The 23026-nt window shown below is 71.4% G+C and carries 20 protein-coding genes and 1 pseudogene; 7 read left to right on the forward strand and 14 right to left on the reverse strand.

Translation table 11 applies throughout. The annotated features are described in order from the left end of the window. Positions 1–21 precede the first annotated feature (21 nt). Positions 22–1002, forward strand: a complete 981-nt coding sequence (locus tag QIS99_RS01650; RefSeq protein WP_408909466.1) for a hydroxyacid dehydrogenase — start codon at positions 22–24, stop codon at positions 1000–1002. Between the two features lie 144 nt (positions 1003–1146). On the opposite strand, the gene QIS99_RS01655 is transcribed toward QIS99_RS01650, so the two are convergent. Together QIS99_RS01655 and QIS99_RS01660 are read right to left on the reverse strand one after the other, a co-directional pair. Continuing rightward, positions 1147–1494 carry a VOC family protein gene (locus QIS99_RS01655; protein WP_282509567.1) on the reverse strand — a complete coding sequence of 116 codons (348 nt, stop codon included), beginning with the start codon at positions 1492–1494 and terminating at the stop codon, positions 1147–1149. Positions 1495–1583: 89 nt separating this feature from the next. Next, positions 1584–2285 (reverse strand): FadR/GntR family transcriptional regulator, encoded by a 702-nt coding sequence (locus QIS99_RS01660; RefSeq protein ID WP_282509569.1) that lies wholly within the window; start codon positions 2283–2285, stop codon positions 1584–1586. Positions 2286–2438: 153 nt separating this feature from the next. Here QIS99_RS01660 and QIS99_RS01665 point away from each other — a divergent pair, with 153 nt between their 5' ends. From QIS99_RS01665 to QIS99_RS01680, 4 genes are all read left to right on the forward strand, one after another. Continuing rightward, the gene (locus tag QIS99_RS01665; protein WP_282509571.1) at positions 2439–2978 is read left to right on the forward strand and encodes a gluconokinase; all 540 of its coding nucleotides are present in this window, start codon (positions 2439–2441) and stop codon (positions 2976–2978) included. A gap of 131 nt (positions 2979–3109) precedes the next feature. Continuing rightward, complete coding sequence (locus tag QIS99_RS01670; RefSeq protein WP_282509573.1) at positions 3110–4528, forward strand: GntT/GntP/DsdX family permease; 1419 nt, start codon at positions 3110–3112, stop codon at positions 4526–4528. Positions 4529–4810: 282 nt separating this feature from the next. After that, the gene (locus QIS99_RS01675; RefSeq protein ID WP_282509901.1) at positions 4811–5044 is read left to right on the forward strand and encodes a hypothetical protein; all 234 of its coding nucleotides are present in this window, start codon (positions 4811–4813) and stop codon (positions 5042–5044) included. 111 nt (positions 5045–5155) lie between these two features. Beyond that, complete coding sequence (locus QIS99_RS01680) at positions 5156–5923, forward strand: hypothetical protein (RefSeq protein WP_282509574.1); 768 nt, start codon at positions 5156–5158, stop codon at positions 5921–5923. A gap of 40 nt (positions 5924–5963) precedes the next feature. Here the strand turns inward: QIS99_RS01680 and QIS99_RS01685 are convergent, their stop codons facing one another. From QIS99_RS01685 to QIS99_RS01700, 4 genes and pseudogenes are all read right to left on the reverse strand, one after another. Next, a complete protein-coding gene (locus QIS99_RS01685) occupies positions 5964–6380 on the reverse strand; it encodes a VOC family protein (protein ID WP_282509577.1) in 417 nt (138 codons plus the stop codon). 10 nt (positions 6381–6390) lie between these two features. After that, entirely contained in the window at positions 6391–6813 is a 423-nt protein-coding gene (locus QIS99_RS01690) for a helix-turn-helix transcriptional regulator (protein ID WP_282509579.1), read from the reverse strand. 315 nt (positions 6814–7128) lie between these two features. Next, positions 7129–7791 (reverse strand): annotated as a pseudogene (locus QIS99_RS01695) (dioxygenase family protein); the annotation flags it as partial. A gap of 348 nt (positions 7792–8139) precedes the next feature. Then, complete coding sequence (locus tag QIS99_RS01700) at positions 8140–9048, reverse strand: hypothetical protein (protein ID WP_282509582.1); 909 nt, start codon at positions 9046–9048, stop codon at positions 8140–8142. A gap of 413 nt (positions 9049–9461) precedes the next feature. Between QIS99_RS01700 and QIS99_RS01705 the strand changes: the two genes are divergently transcribed. After that, positions 9462–10808 carry an LPXTG cell wall anchor domain-containing protein gene (locus QIS99_RS01705; RefSeq protein WP_282509584.1) on the forward strand — a complete coding sequence of 449 codons (1347 nt, stop codon included), beginning with the start codon at positions 9462–9464 and terminating at the stop codon, positions 10806–10808. Positions 10809–10946: 138 nt separating this feature from the next. On the opposite strand, the gene QIS99_RS01710 is transcribed toward QIS99_RS01705, so the two are convergent. After that, the gene (locus QIS99_RS01710) at positions 10947–11465 is read right to left on the reverse strand and encodes a MaoC family dehydratase (protein WP_282509586.1); all 519 of its coding nucleotides are present in this window, start codon (positions 11463–11465) and stop codon (positions 10947–10949) included. 234 nt (positions 11466–11699) lie between these two features. Here QIS99_RS01710 and QIS99_RS01715 point away from each other — a divergent pair, with 234 nt between their 5' ends. Further along, complete coding sequence (locus QIS99_RS01715; RefSeq protein WP_282509588.1) at positions 11700–12959, forward strand: aminotransferase class I/II-fold pyridoxal phosphate-dependent enzyme; 1260 nt, start codon at positions 11700–11702, stop codon at positions 12957–12959. 59 nt (positions 12960–13018) lie between these two features. On the opposite strand, the gene pulA is transcribed toward QIS99_RS01715, so the two are convergent. The 7 genes from pulA to QIS99_RS01750 all read right to left on the reverse strand — a co-directional run bounded on the left by pulA (position 13019) and on the right by QIS99_RS01750 (position 22904). Next, positions 13019–15766: a pullulanase-type alpha-1,6-glucosidase gene (gene pulA / locus QIS99_RS01720; protein ID WP_349017264.1), complete on the reverse strand. Its 2748-nt coding sequence runs from the start codon at positions 15764–15766 to the stop codon at positions 13019–13021. Positions 15767–15884: 118 nt separating this feature from the next. Next, positions 15885–16949, reverse strand: coding sequence for a LacI family DNA-binding transcriptional regulator (locus QIS99_RS01725; RefSeq protein WP_282509589.1), 1065 nt, complete (start codon positions 16947–16949; stop codon positions 15885–15887). Then, on the reverse strand, positions 16937–18592 hold the full coding sequence (locus tag QIS99_RS01730; protein WP_282509591.1) for a glycoside hydrolase family 13 protein: 1656 nt from the start codon (positions 18590–18592) through the stop codon (positions 16937–16939). Before QIS99_RS01730 ends, QIS99_RS01725 begins: the two co-directional genes overlap by 13 nt. A gap of 55 nt (positions 18593–18647) precedes the next feature. Then, complete coding sequence (locus QIS99_RS01735) at positions 18648–19526, reverse strand: sugar ABC transporter permease (protein ID WP_282509592.1); 879 nt, start codon at positions 19524–19526, stop codon at positions 18648–18650. Positions 19527–19531: 5 nt separating this feature from the next. Continuing rightward, on the reverse strand, positions 19532–20572 hold the full coding sequence (locus tag QIS99_RS01740) for a carbohydrate ABC transporter permease (RefSeq protein ID WP_282509593.1): 1041 nt from the start codon (positions 20570–20572) through the stop codon (positions 19532–19534). Positions 20573–20619: 47 nt separating this feature from the next. Further along, positions 20620–21894: an extracellular solute-binding protein gene (locus tag QIS99_RS01745; RefSeq protein ID WP_282509594.1), complete on the reverse strand. Its 1275-nt coding sequence runs from the start codon at positions 21892–21894 to the stop codon at positions 20620–20622. A gap of 338 nt (positions 21895–22232) precedes the next feature. Further along, the gene (locus QIS99_RS01750; protein WP_282509596.1) at positions 22233–22904 is read right to left on the reverse strand and encodes a GNAT family N-acetyltransferase; all 672 of its coding nucleotides are present in this window, start codon (positions 22902–22904) and stop codon (positions 22233–22235) included. Positions 22905–23026: the final 122 nt, after the last annotated feature.

Genomic DNA, 23026 nt, shown 5'->3' on the forward strand with positions numbered 1-23026 from the left:
CGGCCGCGTGTCCTGCTCGCCATGGCGGACCGGGCGCTCGCCATGCAGTTCGGCCCCGCCGAGCGCGCCCGGTTGCACGCGCTCGCGGAGGTTGAAGAACCGCTCTCCGTAAGGGAGTTGACGTCGCCGGACGCCCGCCGCCGGCTGGCGGACGCGGAGGTGCTCATCACCTCGTGGGGCTGTCCGCGCCTCGGTGCGGGCGTGCTCGCCGCCGCCCCGCGTCTGCGGGCCGTGCTGCACGCGGCCGGTTCGGTGCGCGGGCATGTCACGGACGCGGTGTTCGACCGGGGTGTCCTCGTCACGACGGCCGCGGACGCCAACGCCGAGCCCGTCGCCCACTTCACCCTGGCCGCCGTCCTGTGGGCGTTCAAGAAGGCCCCGTTCCTCGCGCAGGACGCCCGTACGTACCGCGACGACCTGAGTTACGTGGACGGGCGCGGCGAGCTGAGCGGCGTCGGCCGGACCGTGGTCGTCGTCGGCTTCTCCCGCATCGGCAGCCGCCTGGTCCGGCTGTTGCGCGAGCTCGACCTGGCCCGTGTCCTGGTCGTCGACCCGGTGGCCGACCCGGCGGCGGTCCGTGCGGCGGGCGCCGAACCGGCGGGCCTCGGCGAAGCGCTGCCGCAGGCCGACGTGCTGACCCTGCACGCGCCCGCGCTGCCCGAGACCCGGCACCTGATCGGCGCCGCCGAACTCGCGGCGCTGCCCCCGGACGCGGTACTGATCAACACCGCGCGCGGCAGTCTGGTCGACACCCCGGCCCTGGAACGGGCGTGCGCGGCGGGCCTGCACGCGGTCCTCGACGTCACCGAGCCCGAACCGCTGCCCGCCGGCTCGCCGCTGTACGACCTGCCGAACGTGATGCTGACTCCGCACATCGCGGGCTCCCTCGGCTCGGAGGCCCGCCGGATGAGCGGCATGGCCCTGACCGAACTGGAACGCCTCACGGGCGGCCTGCCCCCGCTCTCCCCGGTCACCCGGGACACGCTGGCGGTACAAGCATGATGCGCGGCCAGGCCTCCGCTCCCTGACGGGCTTCGACGGGGCGGGCGTCCACACCGAGCGGGACACCGGCCCGCTCGGCGCGCACACGGCGACCCCCTGACGGACGGCCACCGCCCCCACGCCCGGCACGGTCCTCGCGGGTGGTCAGCGGTGGCTGACGACGTTGACCACCCGGCCGTCCGGATCGCGGACGAAGAAGCGTCGTACGCCCCACTCCTCGTCCTGCAGCGGATGCACGATCTCCGCGCCTGCGGCCCGCAGCCCGGCATGGACCGCGTCCACGTCCTCGACCTCCACGCTGAGGTCCGGGACGACGGGCGCCGTCGCGTCGTGCGTCATGAAGCTGACCTGGGCGGTGGGGTTGGACGGCGAGGCAAGCGTCATGATCCAACCCCGGTGCATGACCTCCTCGAAGCCCAACTTGCCGTAGAAATCCCGGTTCTGCTCCATGTCCTGCGTACGGAAGTCGGGCATGGCCCGGCGGATGGTCATGGTCACTCACTCCTGTCCACGGCGCTACGACGACGGTGCTGCGTCCCTGATTCTCTCCGGCGGCACTGACACGGGGTCTGGGACGTCTCCTACGGCGCCAGTACGTCCAGCTCCTCCAGGGCGCCGAGGGTGATCTCGCGGGTCAGCTGCTCGGCCCGTGCCGCGTCACGCTCGCGGACCGCCTCGGCGACCTTGACGTGCAGGGTGACGGCCGCCGGGTCGGGGTCCTCGAACATCACCTGGTGGTGCGTACGGCCGGTGAGGACCTCCGCGACGACGTCGCCGAGGCGGGCGAACATCTCGTTGCCGGAGGCGCGCAGGATCGTGCGGTGGAACTCGATGTCGTGCAGCAGATAGCCCTCAAGCTGCCGGCCGCGTGAGTTCGCGACCATGCCGATGGCGCACTCGGTGAGGGTCGCGCACTGCTCGGCCGTCGCGTGCGTCGCCGCGAGGCCCGCCGCGGCCGGCTCGACGGCGGAGCGCAGCACGGTCAGCGAGCGCAGCTGCCGCGGCCGGTCGGCGCCGGCCAGGCGCCAGCGGATGACCTGCGGGTCGTACACGTTCCACTCCGGCGCCGGGAGGACCGTCACGCCGACGCGGCGGCGCGACTCCACCAGGTGCATGGACTCCAGGACGCGCACCGCCTCGCGCATGACGGAGCGCGACACCTCGAACTCCTTCGACAGCTCGTCCATCCGCAGGACGCTGCCGGGCGGGTAGTCGCCGCCGGTGATGGCGGGCCCGAGGGTGTCCAGAACGCGGGCGTGCAGCCCTCGGACCTGTGCAGTCATGCCGTAAGCCTACGAGGCGGGAATACCCGAAGATAAGTCTGACTTTTAAGTCACAGGCTCTTGAATTCCTCAGACCTTATGGGTTTCAGTGTCGTGACACACGACCCCGGCCGTGTGCACCGGATGTCGAAGAGGACAGACAGCGAGGCAGCAATGGACACCCCCCATGTCGTCGTAGTCATGGGCGTGGCAGGGACCGGCAAGACCACGATCGGCCCCCTGCTCGCGGCCCGGCTCGGCGTCCCGTACGCCGAGGGCGACGACTTCCACCCCGAGGCGAACATCGCCAAGATGTCGGCGGGCACCCCGCTGACCGACGACGACCGGTGGCCGTGGCTGGACGCCATCGGCTTCTGGGCGCACGGCCGGGCCGGGCTCGGCGGGGTGGTCAGCAGCTCGGCGCTGAAGCGGAGTTACCGCGAAAGGCTGCGGTCGGCCGCACCGGGCGTCGTCTTCGTCCACCTGACCGGTTCGCGCGCGCTCATCGAGGACCGGATGTCGCACCGCAAGGGCCACTTCATGCCGACGGCCCTGCTCGACTCGCAGTTCGCCACGCTCCAGCCGCTCGGCGCGGACGAGGCGGGCGTCGACGTCGACGTGTCGGGCAGCCCCGAGGAGATCACCGCGCGCGCCGTCGCCGCCCTGAGCGCCCTCGACCGGGCGGGCGACGGCGGCGGGTCCTGCCCAAAGTGACCCCGCCCGCCCCGAAGTGACCTGAAGTGACCTCGCGCCGCCGTCCCCCGCGGCGCAGCCCGGCCGCGCCCGCACACTCCGGCGTGCCCGGCACTCCCCCGTAACCACCCCTCTCCTCCAAGGAGATCACCGTGACCAGTCTCAGCGTGGAGACGTTGGCAGCGGACGCCGTCGAGCCGATCACCTCGGCGGGCCATGCCCAGCTCGGGATCGCCGTCCTCGCGGGCATCGCCGTCATCGTCCTGCTCATCACCAAGTTCAAGATGCACGCGTTCCTGGCGCTGACCATCGGGTCGCTGGCGCTCGGGGCCTTCGCGGGCGCCCCGCTCGACAAGGCGATCACGAGCTTCACGGCCGGGCTCGGCTCGACCGTCGCGGGTGTCGGCGTGCTGATCGCGCTCGGTGCGATCCTCGGCAAGCTGCTCGCGGACTCCGGCGGCGCCGACCGGATCGTCGACACCATCCTGGCCAGGGCCGGCGGCCGTTCCATGCCCTGGGCGATCGTGCTGATCGCCAGCGTCATCGGGCTCCCGCTGTTCTTCGAGGTCGGCATCGTGCTGCTGATCCCGGTCGTGCTGATGGTCGCCCAGCGCGGCAACTACTCGCTGATGCGCATCGGCATCCCGGCCCTCGCCGGCCTCTCCGTGATGCACGGCCTGATCCCGCCGCACCCCGGCCCGCTCGTCGCCATCGACGCGGTCGACGCCAACCTCGGCGTCACCCTCGCGCTCGGCGTGCTCGTCGCCATCCCCACGGTGATCATCGCCGGTCCGGTGTTCTCGAAGATCGCGGCCCGCTGGGTCGACATCCCGGTGCCCGAGAAGATGGTGCAGGGCTCCTCCGGCACCCTCGACAAGCGCCTCTCCGACGGCGCCGCGAAGCTCCCCGGCTTCGGCGCGACGATAGCCACCGTGCTGCTGCCCGTCGCCCTGATGCTGTCCAAGGCGCTCGTCGACATCGTCGTGGACAACCCGGAGCACACCGTCCAGCGCGTCTTCGACGTGATCGGCTCGCCCCTGATCGCGCTGCTCGCGGCGGTCGTGGTCGGCATGTTCACGCTGGGCCGGGCCGCCGGGTTCACCAAGGGGAGGATCACGGCCACGGTCGAGAAGTCGCTCGGCCCGATCGCCGGCATCCTGCTGATCGTCGGCGCGGGCGGCGGCTTCAAGCAGACGCTGATCGACTCAGGAGTCGGCGCGATGGTCCTGGAGATCTCCAAGGACTGGGCCATCCCGGCACTGCTGCTCGCCTGGCTGATCGCGGTCGTCATCCGCCTGGCAACGGGCTCCGCGACCGTCGCGACGGTCTCCGCCGCGGGCCTGGTCGCGCCGCTCGCCGCCGACATGTCGACCACGCACACCGCCCTGCTCGTCCTCGCGATCGGCGCCGGCTCGCTGTTCTTCAGCCATGTGAACGACGCGGGGTTCTGGCTGGTCAAGGAGTACTTCGGCATGAACGTCGGCCAGACGATCAAGACCTGGTCGGCCATGGAGACGATCATCTCCGTCGTCGCCGGGGCCCTGGTGCTGCTGCTCTCGCTCATCATCTAGCGCACCGGCCCCCTTCGGCCTCCGACCTCCGGCCTCCGGCCGCCGACCGCCCCGTCTCGACTCCCGTACGTCGAGGCGGGGCGTCGGCTTTCCCCGTGCGCGGCGCCTTGTGGACTGCCGTACGGATCAGGCCACTTCGGCGTTGCGGTGCCGCGCACGGCAGCACGGTGATTACCGTGCGTAGGTCGAGCGGCGGCTCCGGACGGGCCGCCCCCCGTCCCGTACGAGGAGCCGCGCGTGCAGCCGACCGGACCGCCCCGCAGGGACCGCGCCGGGTCCGCCATGGACCGCACCGCCCTGCGGACCGCGCTGGCCGCTGCGGGAGTGCCCGACGGCCACTACCGCATCGAGGGCGTCCACGAACCGGCCCCCACGCCCCCGGACTTCCTGTTCCTGCGCAGGTCACCGGACGGCGCTTGGGAGACCGGCGCATACGAGCGCGGCCTGTACGAAGTGATCACCCATCACGGCACGGAGGCCGAGGCCTGCGCGGCGCTGCTGCGTCTGCTCACCTGACGGGCCCCGGTCCCCGCCGCCCGCGGCCCCGGAGTGTGCGACGGCACGCTCCGGGGCCGCACCCCTGCCTCGTGCCGTTCCCCCCATCCCGTACGGAGAAGGATCCCAGCCATGCGTGCGCCCGCACTCCCCTACCGGCAGCTCAACAGTCTGGCGACCTGGTTCCTGGCGACGGCGGCGCTCGCCGCGGGTGCGGTGCTGCTGTGGTCCACCGATCCGCCGGCCGCCGAACTCCGGTCCCTGGCCGGGGAGGTGCTGATCACGTCGGTGGGGATCGCCGTCCTGGTGAACCTCGTCAACAAGCGCCGGGACCGGCAGGAGTTGGCCGAGGCGATCGGGCTGCGGCACGACGTCGAGCACAGCGGGCTGCTTGCGGTGGGCGCCGACTACCTCGACCTGGTCGACTGGGGCCACCACCTGTCCCGCACCCGCACCCTCGACGTGTCCGGCGCCTGGTCGACGACGTGGCGCGGCGCGCACCGCGAGGAGTTGCTGCGGCTGGTGCGGCGGCCCGGCGCGAAGGTGCGGTTCTTCCTGGCCGATCACACCGACCCGGCGTGTGTGACCGAGCTGAGCGCGCGCTTCCACCCCGTCTGCACCGAGCACGACGTGCGGGCGAAGGTGCAGGAGGCGGTCGCGGACTGCGTGCGGCTCGCGGCGGCGGCGCCGGCCGGGGCGGTGGAGGTCTGGGCGTGCCCGGGTTTCCGGGCAGCGACGATCTACCGGATGGACGACGCGCTGGTGGTCACGCAGTACCACTCGCAGCCGGACCGGCAGTCGGTGCCGAGCCACGCGTACCGTCCCGGATCGCCGCTGCACTCCTTCTACGAAAGGGAGTTGGCGGCGATCCGGGACGCGAGCAAGCAGATCTTTCCGTGAGCCCCTGTCGTTCGTCCGTGAGCCCGTGTCGTTTCCGGGCTCAGCCCTTGGAGGCCTGATTGAAGCGGAGCATGTTGCCCGCGGGGTCGCGGAACGCGCAGTCACGGACGCCGTACGGCTGGTCGACGGGCTCCTGGAACACGTCGCCGCCGGCGGCGCGGATGCGTTCGAAGGTGGCGTCGACGTCGCCCGTCTGGAAGATTACGCCGCGCAGCAGGCCCTTGGCGAGGAGTTCGGCCATGGCCTTGCGGTCCTCGGGGGACGCGTTCGGGTCGGCGAGCGGCGGTTCGAGGACGATGTTCACGTCGGGCTGGTCGGGTGAGCCGACTGTCACCCAGCGCATGCCCTCGAAGCCGACGTCGTTGCGTACTTCGAGGCCGAGCACGTCCCGGTAGAAGGCGAGCGCCTTGTCGTGGTCGTCGACGGCGATGAAGCAGGTGGAGAGGTTGATGTCCATGCGTGTCACGCTAGGCACCCGGCGCGGGCTTCGCTTCTCCGTTCCTGACCGGCCGGGTGTAGACCTTCGCGATGCAGGGAGGGACGGCGGCGCCGTCGGCGTGGTCACGGGCCCGGTAGGCGCTGGGGCTCTCGCCGACCAGCTCGGTGAAGCGGGAGCTGAACGAGCCGAGTGACGTACAGCCCACCTCGAAGCACACCTCGGTCACGGACAGGTCGCCGCGCCGAAGGAGCGCCTTGGCGCGCTCGATGCGGCGGGTCATCAGATAGCTGTACGGGGTCTCTCCGTACGCGGCGCGGAAGCTGCGGGAGAAGTGGCCCGGCGATATGAGGGCGACGCGGGCGAGAGCGGGCACGTCCAGCGGCTGTCCGTAGTCGCGGTCCATGACGTCGCGCGCCTTGCGCAGCCGGACGAGATCCTCAAGATTGCTCACTCGTCCAGTTTTCCACAGGCTCGGCGGGCCGGACGAGGCTATCCACAGGCTCTGCGGGCGGTAGGCGGCTCGACTATGGTCACTGTGTGTGAACAGCACGGAGGCGCGTGAGGAGGGCACGGGCCGCCGGGCCGTCCGGCCCGTCCGTGCGCCAGGCGAGGGCGACGCGGCCGCGAAGGGTGCGGTCGGCCAAGGGGGCGGTGCGGGCGGAGAGTGCCGGAGGGGCGGCTCGTGACGGGCGGGCGCGCCTGAGGCGTGCGGTTCGGCGCGCCCGCCCGAACGAGGTCAACCCCCACAAGGTCAACGCTGTTGAGGGCCGGGGTGCTGGGCGGCGCGGACCACGTTCAGGACGAAGTCGAAGGTGCCCTGGCGGTCGGTGCCGTTGTCCTGGACGGTCATGAGGAGCGCGGGGTCGAAGAGGGCGTCGGTGTTGTTGCGCGGCTCGTTCGGGAAGTACAGCTGGGTGGTGAGGACGCGCTGGCCGGGCGCCTGCGCCTTGACGTGCAGGTGGCGGGTGCGGCCCGGGTAGAGGCCCGGCACGATCGTGGTCAGCGCGAAAGCGCCGGTGGAGTCGGTGAACTGGTGGCCACGGAAGGCGTATCCGGCGAGGTCGTACGCGCCGTTGTCGTCCGCCTGCCAGAAGTCGAGGAGCACATCAGGGAGCGGGGTGCAGGTACGGCTGAAGACGTAGCCGCGGACGGTGAGCGGGATGCCGGGTGTGCCGGGCGGGGCGAGATCGGTGCGCAGCGGCGAGTTGGGTTTGAAGTACGGGCCTTCCATCTGCTCGTGCGTCGGCCCGTCGCCGTCATCGCAGGTCGGGGTGGGGTCGAGGGGCCCGCCGCGGGCGGCCCCGTCCCGGGCGAGCGCGGTGCCGCCGGAGGTGAGCAGCGGCACGGTCCCGGCGACCAGGGCGGCTCTGAGCAGGGCTTTGCGGGAGAGGCCGTTGGGGGGTGGGGGCGTGGGCGGGGGCGGAGTCATAAGGGGTACCTCGCATTCCTCGGGCGTGGGGGCGGTGGATGCGTGGTGCTTCGGGGGTTGCTCAGGAACGTACCGGTGGACATCGGGGGTGCACAGATTCCGGGTCGCCCCCTGGGTCGGGGTTATGGGGCGTGCTGGATCCGCCGGGCCCACACCCCCCCTCGTACCGGCCGTCGGCGAACACGCGGGCGCGGGCGACGGGTTGCTGACGTACCGGCTGATCGTGCGTCAACTTGTCGCAGTGGGCGCCGAGTTGGGGCGAGCGGGGAGGCGCCCGCGCCTCCGTAGGTGCGGGCGGCGGTGAGCCGTGACCGTGCTGCTCGCCAGCACGGCCCGACGTCGTACGTGTCAGGCCTCCGCGGCGGCCTTGGACTTCTCCTCGGTCGGCTCGGCGGCGGGGGTTGCGGCGGCCGCTGAAGTCGCGGTGTCGGCCGGGCCGGCGGCGGCTGCGGGAGTCGCCGTGTCGGCCGGAGTTGCGGTGGCGTCGGCAGTGGGAGTGCCGAACCAGACGGCGCCCTGCTTCTCCTCGCGCTCGATGGCGCCCTTGCGCAGCAGGCCGTTGAGGGCGTTGCGCACGGACTGGGTACTGGAGGCGCGCTCGGGGTGCTTCTGCTTCAGCTCGTCGAAGATCTCCCGCACCGTGCGGCGCTCCGGGGCGTGGCCACCGAGCAGACCGGCGATGACGTCCTGCAGGGTGGGGCCACCGGGGGTGCGGACTGTGCCGTTCTTCTTGGCCTTGGCGGCGCTGCGGACAGTGGCCTTGGGGTTTGCTGAAGGCTTGGCGGAGCGCTTGGCGTTTGCTGAGGGCTCGGTGGAGCGCTTGGCGTTTGCTGAGGGCTTGGCGGAGCGCTTGGCGTTTGCTGAGGGCTTGGCCGCCGCCTTGGCCTCTTCTTCGGCCTTGGTTGCACCCTGGGCCTGATCTCCGGCCTTGGGCGCGGCCTTCTTCGTACGCTTCGGCTTTGCGGCGGCCGTGCCCGTCGAGGCCGGCTTCTTGCGAGGGCGGCGCTGCCTCGGCAGCGAGTCGCCCGCGGTCCTCGCCTCGTCGGCGACGGTCACAGTGGTGGCGGCGGGCTCGGACTCGGCCGTGGTTCCGTGGCCGAGCGCGGCGAGCATGCCGCTCAACGCCGTGTGGTCGTCGCGGAGTTGGCCAAGGCGCGCCTCAAGCTCCTTCTGCTCCTGCTCGTTACGGGCCAGCTCCTGTGCGAACTGCGGGGCGTACCGGTCCTGGACCGAGGAGGTGAGATGGTCGTCAGACACAACGGCATCCTTTCGTCGGGTTGTTGGAGACGTGTGCGGATGCTACTCACGCGGATACGCCCATCGTCCACAGATCCGCCATTACCTCACCCTTGCGCGGTGCGGGAGTTGAGGGTTGAGCCGCCTGAGGCGTGCAACGCGAGGCGCCTGCGGCGTACCACGCGAACACCCCCGCAACCCCCTCCGGACAGCAGCACACCAACCCGCAGGCGCCACCCGCCCTATGGCATGAGTCACAGAAGAGCCGCCTGCACCGTGCACAACCTTCCGGCTATGCCCGATTCGCGGTACACCCCAGCCGCCGACGGCCCGAGCGGCGGCGGAAATCCCAGGTCGGAGTGGACATGCACCGCCCTAAACTCAACCCACTTTCGCCGCCCCACCGGCCCTCTCCTCGACCAGGAAGGTCTCCTGTGACGCTCAACCGTGCCCTCGCCACCGCCGTCGTGGCCGCCGTGACCACGCCGGTACTCCTCGTGGCGGCAACTCCGGCCACTGCACAGGACGTTGCCGCCACCCGCACCGCCGACCAGCAGAGCGTTCCGACGTACGCGGAGTTGCAGAAGGCGGCTGACGAGGCGAAGAAGACGTACGACGACGCCGTCGCGGCCGAGAGCGAGGGCCGCACGAAGCTGGAGGCGACGCTGGAGGCGCTGGACTCCGACTCGCACCCGTTGAAGTCAGCCGTGCTGAAGGCCGAGCAGGCCGCGGATGACGCCGCCGACGCCAAGGGCGCGGCCGACCGGGACGTGACCGACGCGAAGGCCGCGCTGGCGGCCGCCGGGACCGACGCCGAGAAGGCGGAGGCGCAGAAGGCCCTCGACGCGGCGGAGACCGCGCTGACGGAGGCCGTCGCGGCGCTGGAGTCGGCGCAGGAGAAGGCGAAGGCCGCCCGTACGGAGTTCGACGACGCGCGGGTGGCGGCGTTCCGCGCGTACCACCTGGTGAAGAAGGCGCTGGCCGAGGCGCGCGAGGCCAAGGAGGCCGCCGACAAGGCGTTGGCGGACGCCCGCGCGTGCGTGCGCGACGACGCGCTGACGTCGGTCGCCGTGGGGCTGCCGTCGAAGGTGGTGGCGGGCGAGACCGTCGACTTCACGTTCCGCATCACCAACGGCGGTACGCGCACGCTGAGCGTCGACCCGCTGGTGGGCGTGCACCTGAAGAACGGCCGCGACGAGGCGCTGAAGGTCGAGTGGTCGGACGGCTCCGGATGGCACGCCCTCGACCCGGACGAGGGTGCCGAACACCTGGGCCGTGTCGGCGAGTTGAAGCCGGGTGCGCGCAGCGACGTGAAGATGCGGCTCACCGTCGCCCCGGAGGGTCTGGGGCAGGGTCAGGGGGCGAAGAACGCCGACGGGTTCGCGCTGTTCGCCGCCGATGCCTTCGACGCGTACAAGCCGTGTGTGCTCGGCCCGATGAAGCGCTACGACTTCGAGGTGCTGCCCGCGGGCAGCGAGCCCGGCGACGTGGACGACGCGAAGCCCGGCAAGCCCGGCAGCGGTGACGACGAGCGTCCCGGCGCGGGCAAGCCCGGCACGGACGCGGACGGCGGCACGTCCGCGCAGGGCGGCGCGGGTGCACCGGCCGAGGCGAAGGACGAGGCCGGGGAGGGGGCCGGGGACGGGCCCCGGGGCGGCCTGGCCGAGACGGGCGCCTCCTCGGGCACGCTGCCGCTCGCCCTCGCGGGTGCGGGCGCGGTCGCGCTGGGCGCGGGTGCGGTGTTCGTCGTACGGCGTCGGAAGGCCGGCGCGGAGAGCTGACCGTACGGGAAGTCCTCGTAGCCGTCGCCGTTGAAGCCGGGTTCACGCCGGGCGGCATGGGTGCCGCCCGGCGTGCCCGCGTAGACGCCTGGGCGGGACTCGTCCTGCGCCGACCTGCGTGCGGGTCGCCCGGAGGGTTCAGGCAGCCGCGTCCGGGCGGCGCCGGAACAGGTTCACGGCCGTGACGGTGAGGACGGGCTCGTCGCGCTGGTTGAGGACTTCGATGCGGGTGTGCACCAGGCCGCGGTCCGGCTTGGAGCGGGAGACGCGGGCGTCGAGGATCGTCGTACGGATGGCGAGGGCGTCGCCGGGCCGCACCGGGCGGACCCAGCGCAGCTCGTCGACGCCCGGGGACCCCAGGCTCGCGACCCCGCTCACGAAGTGGTCGGCGTACAGCCGCATCATCACGGCCGTGGTGTGCCAGCCGCTCGCGATCAGGCCCTTGAACGGGCCGTGTCCTGCGGCCTCCGGTTCGGTGTGGAAGCTCTGCGGGTCGAAACGGCGGGCGAAGCCGACGATCTCCTCCTCACTGAGCGTGATGCGACCGAAGGTGTACGTGGCGCCGGGGACGTAGTCCTCGTAGTACCGGTCGTCGACGGGGGTGGCGAAGTCGGGGCTCGGCGGGATCGGTGCCGTCGTCGGGCGGGGTGCCGTCATGTGGCGTGCCTTCCGGTGGAGTTGAGCGTGCGGCGGGCATTCTCGCCGATCGCGTGGCCGCCCGGCTCGCTTCTCGGCCAGGTGTGCGGAGGCCCGGTGGGCGGCGGCTGAGCGCGGGCGGCCCCGGTCCAGGCTCCGGACACCTATCTCAGTAAGTGAGAAACGGCCTGGTCATGACCGGGTGGGTGGCCGGTATCGTTCGCGCCGCAAGCCGACCCCGGAGGGAAGCAGCACATGTCCACGCTCCCGCAGTCCAGCAGCCCGGCCATCGACCGCGAGCAGGCCGCCGCCGACTACGCGGCCCTGCTCGACCGCTCACTCTCGCTGAACCTCACCCGCGGCAAGCCCGACCCGCTCCAGTTGGACCTGGCGGGAGCGCTGCTCTCCTGCGACCTGTCCGACCACAAGGCGGCCGACGGCACCGACTGCCGGAACTACGGCGGCCTTCACGGGCTGCCCGAGCTGCGGGAGATATTCAGCGGGCCGCTGCAGGTGCCGGCCGGCCAGCTGGTGGCGATGGACAACTCCAGCCTGGCCCTGATGCACGACACGATCGTGCACGCGCTGCTGAGCGTGCTGCCGGGAGCGGAGCGGCGCTGGGCCGACGAGGCGGACATCGCGTTCCTGTGTCCGGTGCCCGGGTACGACCGGCACTTCGCGCTGTGCGAGCGGTTCGGCATCGAGATGATCCCGGTGCCGATGACGCCCGAGGGCCCCGACATGGACGTGGTGGCCGAGCTGGCCGGGGGCGATCCGCGGATCAAGGGCATCTGGTGCGTGCCGAAGTACAGCAACCCGTCGGGCATCACGTTCAGCGAGGCGACCGTGCGCCGGCTCGCCGAGATGGAGACGGCCGCGCCGGACTTCCGGATCTTCTGGGACAACGCGTACGCGATGCACCACCTGACCGAGGAGGAGGTGGAGGTCGCCGACCTGCTCGCGGCCTGCGCCGACGCGAGCCACCCGGACCGGGCGTTCGTCTTCGGCTCCACGTCGAAGATCACGTTCGCCGGTGCGGGCGTCGCGTTCTTCGGTTCGTCGCCCGCGAACGTGGAGTGGTTCCTGAAGCACGCCGCGAAGCGCACCATCGGCCCGGACAAGCTGAACCAGCTGCGGCATGTGCGCGTCCTTGGGGACACCGACGGCGTACGGGCGCACATGGCCCGGCACCGGGAACTCCTTCGCCCCAAGTTCGACCTGGTCGATCGGATCCTGGAGCGCGAGCTCGGCGGCACGGACCTGGCGACGTGGTCGCGGCCGCAGGGCGGGTACTTCGTCACGCTCGACGTGCGTGAGGGCCGCGCCCGTGAGGTCGTACGCCTCGCCGGTGAGGCCGGGGTCGCGCTGACCCCGGCCGGGGCGTCGCATCCGTACGGGCGTGACCCGCAGGACAGCACCATCCGGATCGCGCCCAGCTACCCGGGCCTCGCCGAGCTGGAGGAGGCCATCGTCGCGCTGGCGGTGTGCGTCCGGCTGGCCTGCGCGGAGCAGTAGGTTCCGGCCCCGTCCGGCGCCGTCGGAACGGGCACCGCAGTCGCCCTGCGGGCTCGTCCTCAGGCGCCGGACGGGCTGGATTGGAACACCGCCACCGTCCTCCCGGGCACCGTGAACGTGCCCGAACTCGGCTCGTAGCGCGAGGACTTGACGGTCCGGTCCGCGCCGGACGCCTGCACGGAGTGGAGTCCGTACGAGGTTCCCCGTGCGGCCTCCACGCGCTGCTGCTGCTCCTGCGGGGTGGCGTTGAAGACCACCACCAGGTCGCCGAGGGTCATCGTGATGACACCCGGGGTCTCGGCGGCCGTGCCGGACAGCGGGAAGGCCAGCGCCTTCTGCACGTCGGCCGTCGTCGCGAGCGTGAACTCCGGTTCCGTGCTGCGGATCTTCAGGAGATCCTGGTACGCGGCGGACGTGCCGTTGATCTCCTCGCACCCCGGAGCCGCGGTCGCGCCGAGCAGTGGCCGGGCGTACGGCCACTTGTCCTCGTTGTCCGCGGCGGGCGGCAGTCCGCGCCCAAAGCCGTTGCCGTCGCGGCAGTCCCAGTGCAGGGCGTTGAACCAGTCGCCGCTGTCGTACGAGTTGCGGTCCAGGGACTTGGAGCGGAGCAGGTCCGTGCCCGCCTGGGAGAGGGCCGGGCCCTGCGAGAGTGCGGCCGTGGCCATCGCGAGGACCTGCATGCGGGCGCGGTCGGCGGGGCTCGTCGACGCGGGGAGCTTGAAGGCGAGCGCGTCGTACAGGGTCTCGTTGTCGTGCGCGTCGGCGTAGGCCAGCGCGTCGCCAGGGGCGGCCGCGTAGCCCGCGGGGGCGCCGTTGTAGTCGACCTCGGAGCCCTTGACCGTACGGCCTGAGGAATCGGTGAAGGTGTAGCCGGCGAGGTTGCCGGTCAGGCCTACCTTGATGAGGTCCTGGTAGTGCAGCAGGCGGGCCTTCTGCTCGGCCGGAGTGCCGTTCGCCTTCGAGGAGTTGGGGTCGGTGAACAGGCCGCTGGCGAAGCCCTGCACGCCGGGGTCCTCGTCGAAGGGGCCGCCGCCGCGCACCGCGTCCCGGGCCCGGTCGGAGAACGTGGCGATGCCGGTGCCGGCCATGTTCTTCTGGGTGGCCTGCTCGAAGCGGGCGTCGTCGGCGATCTCGCCGAAGTTCCAGCCCTCGCCGTAGAGCAGGATCTTCTTGCCGTCGACGCCGTCCTTCGCGAGGGTGAGCGCGTCGAGGGCCTTGCGGACGGCCAGGATGTTGGCCTTCGGGTGGTGGCCCATGAGGTCGAAGCGGAAGCCGTCGACCTTGTACTGCTTCGCCCAGGTCACGAGCGAGTCCACGACGAGCTTGCCCATCATGGCGTTCTCGGGTGCGGTGTTGGCGCAGCAGGTGGAGGTGGCGACGGTGCCGTCGGCCAGGAGGCGCTGGTAGTAGCCGGGCACGATCTTGTCGAGGACGGACTTGTCGGCCTGGCCGCTCGCGACGGTGTGGTTGTAGACGACGTCCATCACGGTGCGCAGACCGGAGCCGTTGAGGGCCTGCACCATCTGCCGGAACTCGACGGTGCGGCGGGTGCCGTCGGGCTCGGTCGCGTACGAGCCCTCGGGGACGGTGTAGTGCAGCGGGTCGTAGCCCCAGTTGTACGCGTCCTGCCCGGCGGTGTCGGTGACGCACTTCTGCTGGGCCTCGGAGTCGGGCGCGTACGACTCCAGATCGCAGTCCGGCGTGGCCTGTTGGTCCTTGCGCTCGGGGATCGTGCCGATGTCGAAAGCGGGCAGGAGGTGGACGTACGAGGTGCCGGCGCGGGCGAGTTCGCGCAGGTGCTTCATGCCGTCGGAGTCGCGGTCCGTGAACGCCAGGTACTGGCCGGGGTGTTCGGAGGTGGGGTCGTCGACGGAGAAGTCGCGGATGTGCAGTTCCTGGATCTGCGCCTCGCGGGCCGGTGCGGCGGCGGGTTTGCGCAGGGTGCTCCAGCCCTTCGGGGCGAGCTTCGGGTCGTTCAGGTCGACGGCGAGGCTGCGCTCGGAGTCGGCGGTGAGGGCCGTGGAGTACGGGTCGGTGACCTTGTTGGTGACGACCTTCTGGACGCTGGGTGCCCACACCTGGACCACGTATCGGTAGGCCTGGCCTGTCCAGCTCGCGGGCCCCCTGGCCGTCCACACGCCGGAGTCGGCGTCGCGGCGCATCGGGACCGTACGCCCGCCGATCTCCAGGGAGACCTGCTGTGCGGTGGGCGCCCAGACGGCGAGGGTGGTGCGCCCGGCCGCGAAGCTCGGGCCGAGCGTGGCCCTGGTGGCGCGGGCGCTGTAGAGGTCGTCGAGGACGCCCTGGGTCTGCACGCCGGTCGCGGCGACGAGGGTGCCGTCGGCGGCGTGCCGGGTGGCGACGAGCTGGCCGGTGAGCGCCTCGCGTACGCGGTCACGGTCGCGCGGGTCGACGCGGAACGCCGCATAGCCCTTCAGGTGCGGGTACTTGGCGCGTTGGGCGTCCGTCAGACCGCCGTCGACGGGAGTGAGGCGCAGGCGCTCGGCCTCGCCTTCGAGCGCGCCGTCCTTGACGGTGAGGCCGCCGTCGGGTGCGTACCGGATGGCGTGGACGGCACCGTCCGCCGGGCCCGTCGGCTTCCAGGCGAGCGTGTCGCGGCCGATCCACTGCGCCCTGGACTTCGTCACGTCGAGAGGTGCGGCGTCGGCCACCGCGGCGTCGGCCACCGCGGCGGGAGCGACGCGCGGTGTGGCGCTCGCGGTCAGGGTGAGGGGCGCGGCCGTGGCGAGCAGGGCGAGGGCGACGGCCACGGCGGTGCGGCGACGGGGTGAGCCGGTCACGGGAATCTCCTCCAGGGGTGGGCGGCCGCCCGGCGTGCGGGGACATGGATGGGCCGGGCGGCCGGTCTGTGGGGCGCGCGCCTCGCTCAGCCGAGGCCGCGCGCCTGGGACTTCAGGAGTTGGGTCAGGACCGGGAGCGGGCCGCCGTGGAACCACGTACGACCAACTCCGGCTGGAACACGAACTCGGTGCGCTGCACCGGGTTTCCGTCGATCTCCTCAAGCAGCGCCCCGACCGCCGCCGTCGCCATCGCCTGCACCGGCTGGCGCACCGTGGTCAGCGGCGGGTCGGTGAACGGGATCAGCGGCGAGTCGTCGAAGCCCACCACCGACACGTCCCCCGGCACGGAGAGCCCGCGCTCGCGCACCGTACGGACCGCGCCGAGCGCCATCAGGTCGCTGCCGCACACCATCGCCGTACAGCCCCGGTCGAGCAGCGCGGCCGCGGCGGCCTGGCCGCCCTCGACGGTGAACAGGGTGCGCTCCACGAGGAGTTCGGCCTGTTCGGGGCCGAGGTCGAGCAGGTCGTGCAGCGCGGCCGCGAAGCCCTCCGCCTTGCGCCGCGACGGCACGTACCGGGTCGGGCCCACCGCGAGGCCGATGCGTTCGTGGCCGAGGTCGACGAGGTGCCGTACCGCCATGCGCACCGCCGAGTGGTCGTCGGAGGAGACGCAGGAGACCGGGATCTGCTCGTTGAAGCCGTTGATGAGGACGAACGGCGTGCCGCGCTGCACCAGTTCGCGGTAGCGCGTCGGATCGGCGGACGTGTCGGCGTGCAGGCCCGACATGAACACGATGCCGCTGACGCCCCGCGCCTGAAGATGACCGACCAGCTCGTCCTCGGTGGCGCCGCCCGGCATCTGCGTGCAGAGCATCGGCGTGTAGCCGTGCCCGGCCAGGACCTGCTCGATGACCTGCGCGAACGCCGGGAAGATGGGGTTGGTCAGCTCGGGGATCACCAGTCCCACCAGGCCCGCGCTGCGGCGCTTCAGGCGTACGGGCCGCTCGTAGCCGAGGACGTCGAGGGCGGCGAGGACACGGTGCCGGGTGGCGGCGGCGACGCCCGCGCGGCCGTTGAGCACCCGGCTCGCCGTGGCCTCGCTGACGCCCGCCTGCACGGCGATGTCGGCGAGCCGCGGCGCGGCGGGCCGGGCGGCGACCGCCTCCCTCGACAGGGTCACACCGCCCACCAGACGGTGGTGTCGGCGGGCAGCAGCACCTCGTCGGACACCTGCCCCAACTCGGCGCTGGCGAGCAGGACTTGGCCGGGCGCGGGCAGCCGTACGGCCGCGCCCGTGGTGTTGACCGTGCACACGAAGCCCGGCCGCGCGAAGGCCAGGACACCCTCGGGCGTGTCGAGCCACTGGACCGACTCGCCGGCGCCGAGGCCCGGCCGCGCGCGGCGCACGGCGAGCGCGCCGCGGTACAGCTCCAGGGTGGAGCCCGGGTCGCCGGTCTGCGCCTCGACGCTCAGCTCGCCCCAGCCGTCCGGCTGCGGCAGCCAGCTGCCCCCGGCCCCGAAGCCGTACGAGGAGCCCTCGACGGTCCACGGGATGGGCACCCGGCAGCCGTCGCGGAAGCCGTCCTGGCCGTCGGCGCGGTGGAACGACGGGTCCTGGCGCACCTCGTCGGGCAGGTCGGTGACGTCGGGCAGGCCGAGCTCCTCGCCCTGGTACAGGTAGGCGGAGCCGGGCAGGGCCAGCATCAGGAGGGTGGCGGCGCGGGCGCGGCGCAGGCCGAGCGCGCGGTCGCCGGGGGTGCGCAGCTGGGTGCCGCCACCGGGCGGGTTGGCGAGGCGGGTGGCGTGCCGGGTCACGTCGTGGTTGGAGAGCACCCAGGTGGTGGGGGCGCCGACGGGACGCATCGCGGCGAGCGAGCCGTCGATGACGTTGCGCAGCTCGGCCGCGTCCCAACCGGCTCCCAGATACTGGAAGTTGAAGGCCTGGTGCATCTCGTCGGGCCGGACGTAGTTCGCGGTGCGCTCCACGGTGGGCGTCCAGGCTTCGGCTACGAGGACGCGGTCCCCCGCGTACTCGGCGAGGACGGTGCGCCAGCTGCGGTAGATCTCGTGCACGCCGTCCTGGTCGAAGAACGGCATCCGGTCGTTGCCGAGCAGCTTCAGCTGGTCGCCGCTGCCGATGTCGGGCAGCCCCTCCGCCTTGACCAGGCCGTGGGCGACGTCGACACGGAATCCGTCGACGCCCATGTCGAGCCAGAACCGCAGGATGGAGCGGAACTCGTCGCGTACGGCGGGGTGTTCCCAGTTGAAGTCGGGCTGCTCGGGCGCGAACAGGTGCAGGTACCACTCGCCGTCCGGCACCCGGGTCCAGGCGGGGCCGCCGAAGATGGACTCCCAGTCGTTGGGCGGGAGTTGACCGTCGGCGCCCTTGCCGGGCCGGAAGTGGTAGCGCTCGCGCAGCGGTGATCCTGGGCCTTCGGCGAGGGCGCGCCGGAACCACTCGTGCCGGTCGGAGGAGTGGTTGGGCACCAGGTCGACGAGGACGCGCAGGCCGAGGGCGTGGGCCTCGCGGAGCAGCGCGTCGGCGTCGAGGAGGTCGCCGAACATCGGGTCGATGGTGCGGTAGTCGGCGACGTCGTAGCCGCCGTCGGCCTGCGGGGACGCGTAGAACGGGCTGAGCCAGACGGCGTCGACGCCGAGGTCGCGCAGGTGCGGCAGGCGGGCGCGGATTCCGGCGAGGTCGCCCATGCCGTCGCCGTCGCCGTCGGCGAAGCTGCGCGGGTACACCTGGTAGATGACGGCGTGGCGCCACCAGTCGGAGTGCTGGGCACCGGCGGTCCCGGGCTCGGTGGGGGCAGCGAGGTGCTGGGTCATGTCTTCCCTGGGTTCGTGTGGGGTGGGCGGTGCGGCGGCGTCCTGATGGTGGTGCTCAGGACTTCATCGCGCCCGCCGTGAGTCCGGAGACGAGGTGCCGCTGCGCGAATCCGAAGATCACCGCCGCGGGCACGGCCACGATGACGGCCGCCGCGGTCAGCGAACCCCAGTCGCTGGTGTACTGGTTGACGAAGGTCTGCAGGCCGCCCGCGAGCGTCAGGTTCTCCTCGCCGGTCATGAACGCGGAGGCGTACGCGACCTCCGCCCAGCCGGTGATGAAGCTGTAGAACCCGGTGACGGCGAGGCCCGGCTTGGCGAGCGGCACGATCAGCCGCCAGAACGTGCCGAAGGGGTTGAGGCCGTCGACGCGCCCCGCCTCGTCGATCTCCACGGGGATGGAGTCGAAGTACCCCTTCATCATCCAGGCGCAGAACGGCACGGCGATCGTCAGATACGTGATGACGAGGCCGACGGGCTGGTTGAGCAGTCCGAGGCCGGCGAGCAGGTTGTACAGCGGCACGATCAGTACGGCCACGGGGAACATCTGCGTGATCAGGAGCAGCCACATCAGCGGGCGCATGCCGGGGAACTTGAAGCGGGAGACGGCATATCCGGTGGTCGCGGAGATGAACACGCCGATGACGGTGGTCAGTCCGACGACGAGCAGGGAGTTGCCGAGCCAGCTGAGGAAGTGGGTGTCGTTCAGTACGTGGTCGTAGTTGCCGAGGGTGAAGTCCTTCACCAGGGCGGTGGAGAACGCCTCGCTCTTCGGCTTGAACGACGTCACGAGCAGCCACATCGGCGGCAGTACGGCGACGGCCGAGGCGATCAGCAACGACACGTGCAGGACGACGGAGGCCAGCGGCCCGCGCTCGCCGCGCGGCCTGAACTTCCGTACGGGATCGTCGAGTTCGGTCTGGACATGCGTGGTCATCGAGGTCACCACACCTCTCCCTGCTTGCGGAGGGCGCGGCGGTAGATCACCGCGAAGAACGACAGGAGCAGCAGGATGAGCACGCCCCAGGCGGCCGATCCGGAGAAGTCCCTTGGGCTGACGACGAACGACAGGCGATAGGCGTACGTCACCAGGATCTCGGTGGCGTCGCCGGGCCCGCCCCGGGTCAGCAGGAAGATCACCGGGAACATGTTGAACGTCCAGATGCCGCTGATGAGGACCACGGTGCTGCCGACGGTGCGCAGGCCGGGCAGGGTGATGTGCCGGAACCGCTGCCAGGGGCCCGCCCCGTCCATCTCTGCGGCCTCGTACAGCTCACCGGGGATGGACTGGAGTCCGCCGAGCATCGCGACGAGCATGAACGGCACGCCCAGCCACACGTTCACCGTGATGACCGAGAGCTTCGCCCAGGTGGGGTCGTTGAGCCACGGGATCGCGTCGATGCCGCCGCCGGCGAGGAGCTGGTTGAGGATGCCGTTCTTCTCGTTGAAGAGCAGCCGCCAGGTGAAGACGGACACGAACGCCGGGACGGCCCAGGGCAGGATCAGCGCCATCCGGTAGAAGGAGCGGCCGGCCAGCTTGCGGTTGAGCATGGTGGCGAGGGCCAGGCCCAGCGCGAAGGACAGGGCGACACAGGACACCGTCCACACCACGGTCCAGCCGAGCCGGTCCCAGAACACCCCGTCGGTGAGGATCGCGGTGTAGTTGTCGAGGCCGACGGACTCGTAGGTGGCGGGGATGTGGTTGACGCCGATGTGCCGTTCGACGTTGGCCTCGGTGGCGTTCGTCGTGGACAGGTAGATGCCGCGGACCAGCGGGTATCCGACGATCACGCCGATGACGGCCACCACGGGGGCGACCATGCACCAGGCGTACCAGTGGGTGGCGAGGGAGCGGCGCAGCCGTCCCTGGTTCCTGCCGCCGGGGTTCTTCGGGTCGCCGTTCTTCGCGTCGCCGTGGCCGCGGCCGCGGACGCGCTTCGCGTCCGCGGCCCGCACCACGGGCCGGCCGGTGTCGACAGCCATGGGGCGCTCCGCCCTCCTGTTCTTCACGATCTGCGGTACGGGGAGGGCTACTTGTAGTCCTTGAGGAGCTTGCGGTACGCGTCGCCGACGCCCTTGGCGCCCTCGGCGGGCGAGACCCTGCCGCTGAGAACCTTCTCCATCTGCAGGCGGATCGGCTCGAACAGGGAGTTGCTCTGGGGGATCCACGGCCGCTCGACGGACTTCTCGACGGCGGGCTTGAAGAACTGCACCATCTGGTTGTCCTTGACGGACGGCTGCTCGTAGACCGAGGTGCGGGTGGGCAGCAGGCTGAGCTTCTCGGTGGTCTGCTGCTGCACCTTCGCGGAGCTCATGTACCTGATGAACGCGTAGGACGCGTCGAGGTTCTTCGACCCGGCGTACGCGGCGAGGTTCCAGCCGCCCTGCGGGGAGCCCTGGCCGCCGGAGGTGCCGGCGGGCACGGGGGCGACGCCGAGGTTGCCCTTGTCGTCCTTGAACTCCTTGCCCTGCAGGACGCCTTCGATCGACCAGGGGCCGTCGAGGGCCATGGCGACGTCGCCGTCCTTGAAGGCGTTGAGCTGGTTGTTGTACCCGTCGCTGGCGTCGGTGACGGCCGCCCCGGAGTCGACGAGGTCCTTCATCACGGCGAACGCGTCGGCGCCCTCCGCGTCGTCGACGGTGATCTTCTTGTTCTTGACGTCGAGCAGGTCGCCGCCCTCGCCGTAGAGGTACGGGAGGTAGTAGTACGGGTCGTCGCCGCGCAGGTAGAGGGCGGTCGCGCCGGTCTTCGACTTGATCTTCTTCGCGGCGGACTTGATGTCGTCGACGGAGGACGGCACGCCCACGCCGGCCTTCTTCAGCAGCTTCTTGTTGTAGAAGAGGGCGAGCGTGTCGATGGTCTGCGGCGCGGCGTAGGTCTTGCCCTGGTACTTGGTGCTGGCCGCGGCCTGCTTCAGGTAGTCGCCCTCATTGTCGAGCGCGACGGTGTCGTCGAGCGGCGCGAGGTAGCCGAGCGAGGCGAAGTCCTGGGTCCAGGCGACCTCGGTGCGCATCACGTCGGGGGCGCCGGAGTTGCCGCCGGCCGCGTTCTTGAACTTGGCGTTGGCCTCGCCGAACGGCACGTTGACGTAGCGCACCTTCACCCCGGGGTGCAGCTTCTCGAAGCCCTTGGCGAGTTTCTCGTACGTCGCCTTCTCGGCGTCGTTCGAGGTGTCCCAGAAGGTGACGGTGCCGGAGAGCTTGCCGCCCTTGCCGCCGCTCTGGGTGGTGTCCTCGCCGCCGCAGGCCGTCGCCGTCAGGGCCAGGGCCGCGATCAGGCCGGTCGCCGCTATGCCACGCCGCATGTGAACTCCTTCAACTGATCCCGGAACAGGCAGAGACCACCCGGAGGCGGGCACCTCCGGGCATCTCCTGAGAGCCGCACTGGACGCGGCGGGCCGGGTTGCCAGGAACGTAACAGCGATGAAAAGCGGCCGAAAGACCTTGCGAGAAATTTCCGCAAGAAGCGGTGGTCGACTGCGCCCGTTACACCGATTTGCCCGCCCCTGCCCTACGAGGCCACGGCGTCGGACGCGGGATCCAGCTCTGCAAGTCGGCTGCAAGAACCCGTCAGAACCAGCTGCAAGGGTGGCTGATTGCGAGCTGCTTGCCGAGCTGATTGCCGAGTTGATGACCGAAAGGGTCAGCCCCTCTCGTCCTGCCTCGGCCGGTACTCCAGCTCGCACTCCTCCCCCAGCTCCCGCACCCGTACGAACCCGGCCTTGCGGTAGAACGCCAGCGCCCGCTCGTTGTCGACGTGCACGAGCAGCCGCACGCGCCGCACGCCGTCCTGCGCGCGGGCCCAGCCGACGGCGGCCCGGAACAGGTCGGCCGCGACCCGTCCACCCCGGTGCTCGGGACGCACGAACACGGCGACGAGGTGCGCCTGCCGCTCGATGATGCGCTCCCCCATGAAGTCCTCGGTGCCGGGCTCCTCCACGATCACGGTGACGGTGCCGGCGAAGCCGCTGCCGGGCCTCTGGGAGCGCTCGGGGGTCTCACGGCTCTCGGGGTGCTTGGGGCTCACGGCCACGAACTGGCGGTTCGGTCCGCCCACGGCTCCCCGCGCGGCGCGGTCCTTCCAGAACGCCTCGGGCCGTGCCTCGGCCTGCTCGCGGGTCTCCATGAACGCGATGGGGGCGAGTGGATCGCGCAGTGCGGCCAGTCGGATTTCCTTGGCGGCGGCCCACTCCTCGACCCGGACGACGCGCACGGCGAAGTCGGCGGCGGTCTCGGCGGCGGTCGGGGCGGTCGGGGCGGTCGTCGAGTGATCCGGCGTGGGGTTCGTGGGGTTCATGGCGTTCGTAGCGTTCATATCGTTCATGTTTCGGTCACGGCGCGCGCGAGGGCAACCGAATTCGGCTCTCCCTACGTTCCCGCTGGCCAGAGCCCATGCTTGGACGTTCAACACTGCTCAACTCGCGGCGACACCGACAG

The sequence above is a fragment of the Streptomyces solicavernae genome (assembly GCF_029968095.1).
GTDB lineage: Bacteria > Actinomycetota > Actinomycetes > Streptomycetales > Streptomycetaceae > Streptomyces > Streptomyces solicavernae.